Here is a 7,261-nt window from a genome sequence, read left to right on the forward strand (position 1 = left end):
GGAAGTGGAATGAGTAATCGGCATATTGAATTGGGTTTGACAGATGAAGATGTGTTACAGATGTACGAGACGATGCTGATGGCACGTCGTTTAGATGAGAGAATGTGGTTACTGAACCGCGCGGGGAAAATTCCATTTGTCATTTCTTGTCAAGGACAAGAAGCAGCGCAAGTAGGGGCTTCATTCGCTCTCAATAACGAAAAAGATTGGATCGCACCGTATTACCGCGATATGGGAGTTGTCTTGCATTTCGGCATGACGCCGAAAGAATTGATGTTATCGGCTTTTGCCAAAGCAGAAGACCCGAACTCGGGCGGACGGCAGATGCCAGGTCACTTTGGCCAACGCAAGAATCGTATCTTGACAGGATCTTCACCTGTTACAACACAATTACCACATGCTGTCGGCGTAGCATTAGCCGCGAAAATGAATAAACAAGATTTCATCACGTTCGTAACGCTTGGAGAAGGTTCTTCCAATCAAGGAGACTTCCATGAAGGCATGAACTTTGCGGGTGTGCACAAATTACCGACCGTAATTATGGTGGAAAATAATAAATATGCAATCTCTGTACCTATAGAAAAACAAATAGCGTGTGAAAACGTTTCTGATCGTGCGATTGGTTACGGTATGCCGGGCTATACAGTAGACGGACGCGATCCGTTGACAGTGTATAAAGTGGTGAAAGAGGCTGCGGATCGGGCTAGAAACGGAGACGGGCCAACGTTGGTTGAAGCGGTATGTTATCGATTGACGGCGCACTCTTCTGATGACGATCAACGTCAATACCGTGATGCACAAGAGTTGGAAGACGAAAAGAAAAACGATCCGTTATTATCATTCATTCACTATCTACAAGAAGTACATGTCTTGACAGAAGAGAAGTTTGAAGAGATTGAAGAGCGTGTGAAACAACAGGTCGACGAAGCGACAGAGTATGCGGAACAGGCGGAATATGCGAAGCCTGAACACGCACTGCGCCATGTCTATGAAGAAAAGGGAGGCGAAGTATAATGGCCAATCGTTCATTTATAGATGCGATCAACCTGGCAATGAGAGAAGAAATGGAACGCGATGATCAAGTATTCGTTCTCGGTGAAGACGTCGGACGTAAAGGCGGCGTGTTCAAAGCAACAACGGGTCTATACGATCAGTTCGGTGAATACCGTTCGCTAGATACACCATTAGCCGAGTCTGCGATAGCGGGTGTGGCGATAGGTGCTGCGATGTACGGTATGCGTCCAATCGCAGAAATGCAGTTTGCTGATTTCATCATGCCTGCGGTCAATCAAATCGTCTCAGAAGCCGCGAAGATTCGTTATCGTTCGAATAATGATTTCACGTGTCCAATCGTGATTCGTGCTCCATTCGGTGGTGGCGTTCACGGAGCTCTTTATCACTCGCAGTCCGTCGAATCGATGTTTGCTTCGACACCTGGCTTGAAAATTGTCATCCCATCCACACCTTACGACGCGAAAGGCTTGCTAAAAGCGGCAGTACGCGACGAAGATCCCGTATTGTTCTTTGAACATAAGCGAGCGTATCGCCTGATTAAAGGGGAAGTACCGGACGATGATTATGTATTGGAGATCGGTAAAGCGGATGTGAAGCGTGAAGGTGAAGATCTCACGATTATTACGTATGGTTTGTGCGTTCATTTTGCGCTACAAGCTGCAGAACGTTTAGCTGAAGACGGTATCTCTGTTCACATTCTCGACTTGCGTACAGTATATCCATTAGATAAAGAAAGTATTATCGAAGCGGCTTCAAAAACCGGTAAAGTGCTATTAGTGACAGAAGACAACCTAGAAGGCAGCATCATGAGTGAAGTTTCCGCTATCATTGCAGAAAATTGTTTATTTGAATTGGATGCGCCAATCAAACGACTAGCAGGACCTGATGTACCTGCGATGCCATATGCCCCTTCTATGGAAAAGTTCTTTATGATGAATCCTGAAAAGGTCGAAAAGGCAGCAAGGGATTTAGCAGAATTTTAACTAAGGAGGCGTAACGAAATGGGCATTGAAAAAATTACTATGCCGAAACTGGGTGAAAGTGTTACAGAAGGAACCATTGAAAAATGGCTCGTCGCTCCCGGTGATAAGGTAGCTAAATATGATTCGCTTGCAGAGGTAACGACTGATAAAGTTACAGCGGAAGTACCTTCTTCATTCACAGGAACCATCACGGAAATCATCGCAAAAGAAGGCGACACGATTGAAGTGGGTGAAACGGTTTGTTTAATTGAAATTGATGGTGCGTCAAACGAGCCAGTGCGTGTCTCGGCACCTGAAGTAGAAGTTCCAGTTGAAAAACCGGCTGAGAAACCTGTACAGCAAGCGCCAAAAGCGAAGCCTGCACAACCTGCGACTGGTGGCAAAGCAGCGGGTAGATATTCTCCAGCTGTATTAAAATTGTCTCAGGAAAACGGCATTGATTTGTCGCAAGTAAGTGGTACGGGGCGTGAAGGACGCATTACGCGAAAAGATATTCAAACGTTTATTGAAAACGGCGGGGCAGACTTACAGGCAGCGCCACAAGAGGCTCCTGCTCAAGAAGAGCCGCTACAAGAAGTTGCATCTTCCGATAAAACTGTCACTGAACAAGCGGGATCGTCGAACGTTAAGCTTGAAAACGGAGATGTCGCTATTCCGGTAACGAGTGTACGCCGCGCGATTGCGAATAATATGGTTCGTTCCGTAACCGAAGCGCCACATGCATGGATGATGATAGAAGTGGATGTCACAGAACTTGTCTTATTGCGTGATAGCGTAAAGAAGGAATTCAAAGAAAAAGAAGGCTTCAATTTGACGTACTTCGCATTTTTCATCAAAGCTATTTCACAAGCTTTGAAAGAATATCCGGAAATGAATTCGATGTGGGCAGGCGATTCGATCGTCATGAAAAAGGATATCAACATCTCGATTGCCGTGGCAACGGACGATGCGTTATTCGTTCCGGTCATCAAAGAAACAGATGAAAAGACGATCAAAGGAATCGGTCGTGAAATTCACGAGCTGGCAGGGAAAGTGCGAAATGGTAAGTTGAAGTCGACGGAAATGCAAGGTGGCACGTTCACTGTCAACAATACGGGCTCATTCGGTTCTGTCCAGTCGATGGGGATTATCAATTATCCGCAAGCTGCTATTTTGCAGGTAGAGTCGATCGTCAAGCGTCCGGTTATTATGGACAATGGCATGATGGCTGCGCGTGATATGGTGAATCTGTGTCTGTCGCTTGATCACCGTGTGCTCGACGGCCTCGTTTGCGGGCGTTTCCTAGCGCGTGTGAAAGAGTTGTTGGAAGGCATGGCGAAAGATAAGACTTCAGTATATTAATAAGTAGCGACCTCCAAACTTGGTTTGGGGGTTGTTTTTTGAAATCGTTTAAGTTAGAAGATGGTGTTTGGGGAAATAGAGTGAGATGGTGAGTGGCAAGTGTGAGTGGTTCGGGATGGAAGCTCCAGTTGGGAGATGCTTTCCCATGGGCCCGCGGTGAGCCAACTGTTCGCTGCACTCTCTTAGTTGTCTCACCTGATCGGGCTGATCCTGCGGGAAGAGCCGTTACGAAGAACGGCTTTTGCGAGTAAAAGCGAAGCGTTAGGAGCACATCTTTGCACTTCGCCGCCAACTTCCGCTTCCATCCTACGTTGATAGCACGGGTACTTAGAACCCTCATTGTAGGTAGTGTGTGAATTATTGTTTTGTCTTTACTTATTTAGATTCAAGTATTGAAGTTCAAAACCTATTACAACACTTACTTTAATGCACAACAAAAAGTGTCTCCTCCTTACATTGCAAGGGATTGGAGCGTAGGAGGGGGCGACTCCGGGAGGATCAGCGTGTGCCTTGAGACCCTGGACGTAGCGAAGCGAAGGAAGCGGCTCAAGCCACGCCCTCCGGAAAGCGTCCCCCTCCGAAGCGCAAATCCCCACCCCAACACATTGCCAACTTTCAAATTTAGCAACCCAATATAATCCAAACTATTTAAACATTAAATCTTTAAACAAATAACAAGCAAAACCATACCAAAAGTCCTTCAAAACCGTTATACAAAGCCATCAAACAAATATGTCGAATGTTTGACAAAGAGAACACATTGTGAATTTATTCACTAGAATCAATTGACATCAAAAAGCCCCTATTGTATGCTAACAAAGGGTAAGATTGATAAGGAACTCATACATAAATTGAGTACAGAAATCATGTTTCAGAGGTTTCAAGTCTTCACTCAGAAACGCAAAATCCTAAACCATTATGGACGTCGCACATAGCAACGTCACCTGGTGAACGGAAAATGCGATTCACTTACAATTTCCAGGTTCCTTTGCAAGGAATCTATGTCGTTGAAAGATGATCAAAACGACAAAGACTCATCTCTCGACAACTGTCGAGAACTACTGAACACTTCAGACGCTGTTATCCAAAATACGAATTGGGAGAATCGACAATGCAAAGTATGCAGGAAATTTTTACACAGCAAAAGAAGAGTTTCTTTTTTTTGCTTGCATTGTTCGTGCTCGGCTGGTTCTTCTTGGACTACCGTACCATCTTCGCGGGACTCATCTTAGGTTCACTTTTCGGAATGTATAACTTTTGGATTCTCGTTCGACGTATGGAGCGGTTTGACCGATCTATTACGGAGGAAACACGTGCGAAGTCACTAGGTATGGGCTTGCGTTTTGCATCAGGTGTAGCGGCTACGGCCATTGCACTCGTTATGCCGGAAGAGTTTGATCTGATCAGCACGGTAATCGGGTTAATGATACCCTACGCATTGCTGTTTACTGGTCATCTGCTGTTCCAATGGAAGCAATGACACTTTACTAGCAAGGGGAGGTGAACAAAAACGTGAATCATGAAAATCCACAGTTTATTTTATTCGGGATCGGGTTTAACCCATCGAATATACTGATGTTATTTGTAACGTGTCTGATTGTCTTCTTGATTGCAGTTGCATCTACACGGCGGCTTCAAATGAAACCTACGGGTATGCAAAACTTCATGGAGTGGGTCATGGACTTCGTCAAAGGCATCATCAAAAATAACATGGACTGGAAAACGGGAGGCCGCTTCCACGTACTAGGCATCACTTTGATCATGTTTGTATTCGTTGCAAATATGATTGGACTTCCATTCGCAATCGTGTGGGATGACCAACTTTGGTGGAAATCACCGACAGCCGATCCAGTTATCACGTTAACCCTCGCTGCTACAGTTGTTGCGTTAACGCATTACTATGGTGTGAAACAACTCGGAATGGGCAAGTATTTGAAAACATACTTCCAGCCGATTCCATTCTTGGCACCATTGAAGATCATTGAAGAATTCGCAAATACGTTGACACTCGGTCTTCGTCTTTACGGTAACATTTTCGCAGGTGAAATCTTAATTGGTTTGCTTGCAACATTGGGTGCTTCAAGCATCTTCGGTCTTGCCGGAGCTGTTATACCAGCACTTGCATGGCTCGGATTCTCGGTATTTATCGGGGCAATCCAAGCGTTTATCTTCGTTATGTTAACGATGGTCTATATGGCTCACAAAGTCAGCACAGACCACTAAACATATATTTACCCCGGAATAGGGGAACAAAACTACAAAGAATATTAGGAGGAAATACAAAATGGCAGGTATGGGATTATTAGCAGCAGCTATTGCAGTTGGTCTAGGAGCACTTGGTGCAGGTATCGGTAACGGTTTGATCGTTTCTAAGACAGTTGAAGGGATCGCTCGTCAACCAGAAGCACGTGGCGTTCTACAAACAACAATGTTCATTGGTGTTGCATTGGTTGAGGCACTTCCAATCATCGCAACAGTTATCGCGTTTATCGTAATGAACAAATAATTTTCGTAATGATGGCGAAGCACGTAGAAATAGGTCTTCGCCATGCTTTATGTGGTAAAACTTATGAATGAAATGAACATAGAATACATCTGCTTCGGCAGAAGAACGAAACAAAGAGTCATGAGCTCTTGAAGGGAGTGAAACAATCGTGTTGGATACCTTCGTCCTCTTATCAGCAAACGCTGACGCAGGATTTTTAGCTAGCTTAAACCAACGTCTGAACCTAGGCGATATTATCGTCACTGTAGTATTTTTCACGATTCTCATGGTACTTCTAAAGAAGTTTGCATGGGGTCCGTTAATGGGTGTGATGGATCAACGAGCGCAATTAATCGCTACCGAGATCGAACAAGCCGAAACAAGTCGTCAAGAATCTGCAAAGCTTCTTGAAGAACAGCGTGCTCTATTGAAAGAAGCACGTGAAAGCGCACAATCTATTGTAGAAAATGCGAAAAAACAAGGTGATACTCAACGTGAAGAGCTGATTATGGCTGCACGCGCTGAAGCGAACCGTATGAAAGAATCTGCAACTCTTGAAATCGCTACTGAAAAAGAGAAAGCAGTTGCAGCAGTACGCGAAGAATTCGTATCTCTTTCTATCTTGGCTGCGTCTAAGGTTCTTGGGAAAGAAATTTCTGAGGAAGATAACCGCGCATTGATCGAAGAAACGATTGTGAAGGCAGGCGAAGGGCGATGAGCCAATCGGTAATCGCAAAACGTTATGCCGTAGCATTGTTTGAAGCCGCACAGGAAAAGCAACAAACTGTTTCCGTGCAAAGTGATTTAAAAGAATTGCAAAAAGTCTTCGCTGCAGAAAAGCAGTTTGACGAACTATTAGTTTCGCCAAAGTTCTCACCAGAACAGAAGAAAGAATTGATGGGACAACTATTCAATGGAGCAAATCAACTTGTATTGAACACACTATATGTGTTGATCGATGCAGGTCGTATCGGAGAAATAGACAATCTAATCGAAGACTTCCTGGAACTTGCTAACGAAGCTTCCGGAGTTGCCGAAGCGAAAGTCTACTCTACGCGTTTGCTTTCTAATGAAGAAAGTTCAGCGATCTCTACTGCCTTTGCGCACAAAGTAGGGAAACAATCATTGCATATTCAAAACGTAATTGATCCAAGCTTGATCGGTGGCATTCGCCTTCAGATCGGCAATCAAATTTACGATAGCAGTATTAGCGCTAAATTAGCGCGTCTTGAACGTCAATTAATCAATTAATTTGAATTAAGAGGGGTGACATACATGGGCATCAAAGCTGAAGAAATTAGCGGTCTGATCAAACAGCAGATCGAAAATTATCAGTCTGAAATGGAAGTAAGTGAAGTAGGTACTGTAATCCGTGTAGGTGACGGTATCGCACTTGCTCATGGCCTCGACAATGTCATGGCGGGGGAACTTCTTGAGT

The 7,261-nt window shown here is 44.5% G+C and carries 8 protein-coding genes and 1 pseudogene; all 9 read left to right on the forward strand.

The window, feature by feature from the left end:
* Positions 1–9 precede the first annotated feature (9 nt).
* The gene (locus tag Q7P97_RS02405; protein ID WP_303966049.1) at positions 10–1,014 is read left to right on the forward strand and encodes a thiamine pyrophosphate-dependent dehydrogenase E1 component subunit alpha; all 1,005 of its coding nucleotides are present in this window, start codon (positions 10–12) and stop codon (positions 1,012–1,014) included.
* Entirely contained in the window at positions 1,014–1,997 is a 984-nt protein-coding gene (locus Q7P97_RS02410) for an alpha-ketoacid dehydrogenase subunit beta (protein WP_303966051.1), read from the forward strand. The genes Q7P97_RS02405 and Q7P97_RS02410 overlap by 1 nt, the downstream gene beginning before the upstream one ends.
* Positions 1,998–2,015: 18 nt before the next feature.
* On the forward strand, positions 2,016–3,338 hold the full coding sequence (locus Q7P97_RS02415) for a dihydrolipoamide acetyltransferase family protein (RefSeq protein ID WP_303966054.1): 1,323 nt from the start codon (positions 2,016–2,018) through the stop codon (positions 3,336–3,338).
* A 1,111-nt stretch (positions 3,339–4,449) separates the two neighbouring features.
* On the forward strand, positions 4,450–4,818 hold the full coding sequence (locus tag Q7P97_RS02420) for an ATP synthase subunit I (protein ID WP_303966056.1): 369 nt from the start codon (positions 4,450–4,452) through the stop codon (positions 4,816–4,818).
* A gap of 32 nt (positions 4,819–4,850) precedes the next feature.
* A complete protein-coding gene (atpB, locus tag Q7P97_RS02425; protein ID WP_029053448.1) occupies positions 4,851–5,561 on the forward strand; it encodes a F0F1 ATP synthase subunit A in 711 nt (236 codons plus the stop codon).
* 70 nt (positions 5,562–5,631) lie between these two features.
* Positions 5,632–5,844: a F0F1 ATP synthase subunit C gene (gene atpE, locus Q7P97_RS02430; protein WP_029053447.1), complete on the forward strand. Its 213-nt coding sequence runs from the start codon at positions 5,632–5,634 to the stop codon at positions 5,842–5,844.
* 145 nt (positions 5,845–5,989) lie between these two features.
* Positions 5,990–6,541 carry a F0F1 ATP synthase subunit B gene (atpF, locus tag Q7P97_RS02435; protein ID WP_369823302.1) on the forward strand — a complete coding sequence of 184 codons (552 nt, stop codon included), beginning with the start codon at positions 5,990–5,992 and terminating at the stop codon, positions 6,539–6,541.
* Complete coding sequence (locus Q7P97_RS02440; protein WP_303966070.1) at positions 6,538–7,074, forward strand: F0F1 ATP synthase subunit delta; 537 nt, start codon at positions 6,538–6,540, stop codon at positions 7,072–7,074. Before atpF ends, Q7P97_RS02440 begins: the two co-directional genes overlap by 4 nt.
* A gap of 24 nt (positions 7,075–7,098) precedes the next feature.
* A pseudogene (locus Q7P97_RS02445) lies at positions 7,099–7,261 on the forward strand (F0F1 ATP synthase subunit alpha); the annotation flags it as partial.

This window comes from Sporosarcina ureae, from assembly GCF_029267015.1.
Taxonomy (GTDB): domain Bacteria; phylum Bacillota; class Bacilli; order Bacillales_A; family Planococcaceae; genus Sporosarcina; species Sporosarcina ureae_D.